General features: G+C 26.2%; 4 protein-coding genes. 1 reads left to right on the forward strand and 3 read right to left on the reverse strand.

What is annotated here, in order from left to right; all coding sequences use genetic code 4:
• The first annotated feature begins 218 nt into the window (after positions 1-218).
• On the forward strand, positions 219-1,523 hold the full coding sequence (locus tag BCF89_RS08730) for a BspA family leucine-rich repeat surface protein (protein WP_111518927.1): 1,305 nt from the start codon (positions 219-221) through the stop codon (positions 1,521-1,523).
• Between the two features lie 55 nt (positions 1,524-1,578).
• Here the strand turns inward: BCF89_RS08730 and rplT are convergent, their stop codons facing one another.
• From rplT to infC, 3 genes are read right to left on the reverse strand one after another with little or no spacing between them, the layout of a single operon-like run.
• Positions 1,579-1,923 carry a 50S ribosomal protein L20 gene (rplT, locus tag BCF89_RS03225; protein ID WP_111518928.1) on the reverse strand — a complete coding sequence of 115 codons (345 nt, stop codon included), beginning with the start codon at positions 1,921-1,923 and terminating at the stop codon, positions 1,579-1,581.
• Between the two features lie 28 nt (positions 1,924-1,951).
• Positions 1,952-2,140 (reverse strand): 50S ribosomal protein L35, encoded by a 189-nt coding sequence (rpmI, locus tag BCF89_RS03230; protein ID WP_111518929.1) that lies wholly within the window; start codon positions 2,138-2,140, stop codon positions 1,952-1,954.
• A gap of 30 nt (positions 2,141-2,170) precedes the next feature.
• Positions 2,171-2,812 carry a translation initiation factor IF-3 gene (infC, locus tag BCF89_RS03235; RefSeq protein ID WP_277870064.1) on the reverse strand — a complete coding sequence of 214 codons (642 nt, stop codon included), beginning with the start codon at positions 2,810-2,812 and terminating at the stop codon, positions 2,171-2,173.
• Positions 2,813-3,490 lie beyond the last annotated feature (678 nt).

Here is a 3,490-nt window from a genome sequence, read left to right on the forward strand (position 1 = left end):
AATCAAAAATAATTTCTTTCTTTAATTCATATGTATATTTTTGCATGAAAAAATCCTCCACTTTTTTGTCCGGTTTTTGGGGGACTGTGCATATATATGCTAAAATTATGCTCATTATTATACTCCACTTTATTTTATAAACACCACAGTTACATGCAAAAAATTAAGAATAAATTACAAAATTAAAGTGATTGAGAGAATTGAAAGGAAATCAAATTATGAATAAAAAAATTAAAATTCTTTCTGGTTTATTTAGTTCAGTTTTATTCCTTCCTCTTGTTGCAGCATCATGTAATAAATCACAAAAGAAAGATGATGATAAAACGCAAAGTGATGCACCTAACAATTCACCAGAATCTCAAAACAATAAAGATAAAAAGACTTGAGATTCAATATGAAATGATAGTATTTCTGGATATGACATTGGCAGAGATAATGATGATTACAAAGAAGTAGAAGAAACTAAAGAAACCATAATGCAAAATATTAAAAATGCGGATGAAATTAAAAAGATTGTATCTGAATATAAAGATTCATTCGCAACATTTCACACACAACAAGATTTTTTAGATCAGATTAATGTTTTTGCTAAAGAAAAGAAAATAGAAAATTTAGTACTTCGTCATAAAAGATATGCAAATAAAAACTTATTAAAAGATGAAAATGGTGGAAAAAATAAAATAACTCTTAGACTAGGAAATTATATATTTGATGTTCAACTAGGAAAAGTGGATACTTTTGTTGCTACCAAATATTATTTAAAAGATGATGATAGCAAAAAAATTATTGAACATAAAGAAAAGAACTTTGACACCTTAAATAAGATGAATAAAAAAATTGTTATTACGCAAATTGGATATTCATTAGAAAATGGCTTTGGTAAAAACAATACAACTGTAAAAATTAAGACTCTGCCTAAACATACTATCGAAGTTCCAAAACAGCTTCCACTTAAAATTGAAAGCTTATATGAAGCATTTAAATATTTAGAATCAGAAAGAGTTGAAAATCTTAATTTATGAGATCTTAAGAATATTAGAAGTATTGCTGAAATGTTTTCTAATGCTAAGAATTTTAATCAAGATATATCAGACTGAAATACTATGAATATTAGAAACATGTCTGGATTATTTGATGCAGCAGGTGCATTTAATAAACCATTAAACAAATGAAATGTATCAAATGTAACTCAAATGGGAGATATGTTTGCTGGCACAAAGGCATTCAATCAAGATTTAAATGACTGGGATACAAAAAATGTTTTTGACATGGAATCAATGTTCCATGAAGCTGAAAAATTTAATGGAAAAATTGATAAATGGAATGTTAAAAATGTCAAAAAAATGTCTTTGATGTTTGCTGATGCATCTGCATTTTCACATGACCTAAGTAAATGAGAAATAAATTCCAATCTAGATGTAACTGGAATGTTTAAAGGAATAAACTATAAATTTCTTGATGCTGTAAGTACTAAATGAAAAATAGATAAAAATAAATTTGAAAAGAATGACTTTAAAAAATAATAAAAAAAATTAGACTTCTAACATCAAGTCTAATTTTTTTTATTATAAAAAGCAATTATTTTTTAGCTAATTCAACAATTGAAGCAAATGATTCAGGATAATTAATTGCTAACTCAGATAACATTTTTCTATTAATACTAATATTTGCTTTCTTTAAGCCTTCAATTAATCTTGAATATGTAATTCCATTTGTTCTTGCTGCTGCATTAATCCGTGCAATTCATAATTTTCTAAATTCACGTTTTACTTGCTTTCTATCTCTAAATGCATATGTTCATGATTTAACAACGGCTTGTTTTGCTACTTTGTAGCCAATTGATTTGTGTCCTCAGTAGCCTTTAGCCAATTTAATTCATTTTGCACGTCTTCTTCTTGTAACTATTCCGCCTCTTGTACGCATATTTTATTTCCTTCCGCAATAACCTTTATTAAATTAGTTCTTTATATCTTTTGAAATCTGATGCTGAAAGCATTGATGACTTACGCGATTGACGTTTTTGTTTTGTGGTCTTGTTTTGTGCTAAATGTGAACGGTATGCATTACCACGTTTTACTTTACCACTTGAAGTTATTTTGATTCTTTTTTTCAAACCGCTTTTGGTTTTCATTTTTGGCATTTTTTAATATCTCCTTGTTTATTTGGAAGTTTAGTTATCTTTATTATTTGAATTGCCAACTTTTTTCTTATCTTTTTCTATATACATATCTAGAAAACGATCATTAACTAAAGTAGCTTCTTTTGTAATCTTTGCAATATCTTCAACTAGAACAAAGAATTTATTAAGGATTTCTTCACCGAGTTCAGTACGACTACGTTCTCTTCCTCTAAATTTAACTGAAACCTTTACACGGTTTCCATCATGGATAAATTCACGTGCTTTTTTGGCTTTAGTTTCAAGGTCATGTTGTCCAATTAATGGTGTTAATCTAATTTCACGATTAATTGTTACTGATTGTTTTTCCTTAATTATTTTTTGTTTCTTTTTCTTATCATACTTGAATTTACCATAATCCATAATTCTTGCAATTGGCTTATTGTTTTCAATTGAGATAAGAACTAAATCCATTTTATTTTCTTTAGCTTGCTCTAGTGCCTCTTCTTTTGTTAAAACCCCAATTTTTTCATTTTCAGGACCTAAAACAAAGACCTTCTTGTATGGAATTTCATTGTTTATTACATGTTCTGATTTGGGTCTTCTACTTTGACTATTTGCAAAGTTTGAGTTATCTTTTGGTATAACTTCCTCCTTAAAAATAAATAAAAAAGTGGACTTCGACCACTTCTCCAAACTACAAGATAAAAAATCTTTATGTGTAGCTAAACCCAGCAAAAAATCACTAAGGTGAGAAATGAATCTACTTATTGCTATTTAAAGCCTTTTAATTATAATACAAAGATTTTTTATCTTAAGCAAAATTCTCTTTTTAATTGTGCTATTTAAAATACATTGTTTAGTTTTGGGATATAAAATGCTATTAATAATCCAACTAAAAAATATAGTTTTACTCTAGTAAGAAATTGTATAGCGCAAAAATAGAGAATTTCTTTCTAAAAAATATGAACCTGTTTTACTCTAGTAAGAAATTGTACAGCTCAAAAATATTATTTATATAAAAATTAGTTTTTAACTTAGAAAGACTATATTTAAAAGATAAAAATTTTATTTTCATTATTAATAAAAAAATATATTGCACTATTCATAATTAAATCTACAAACAAATCATGAATAGTCGAATTTTTTTAAAGCATATAGAAAGATATTTTTATAAATTAAAATAAGAATTAGCCAGCATCTCACATACTAAATATATATTTAAATAAAATAAATACCAAAAAGAATTAAGCAAAATATATCGATCTTAGTGGTGATATATTTTGGCGATGTTCAAAAATAAGTGGTGTACTAATTTAAAAACAATTACATATATATTTTATCGGGGTTTTTTGGAAAAAAATATAAGTTTTT

The sequence above is a fragment of the Metamycoplasma auris genome, assembly GCF_003253435.1.
GTDB lineage: Bacteria > Bacillota_I > Bacilli_A > Mycoplasmatales > Metamycoplasmataceae > Metamycoplasma > Metamycoplasma auris.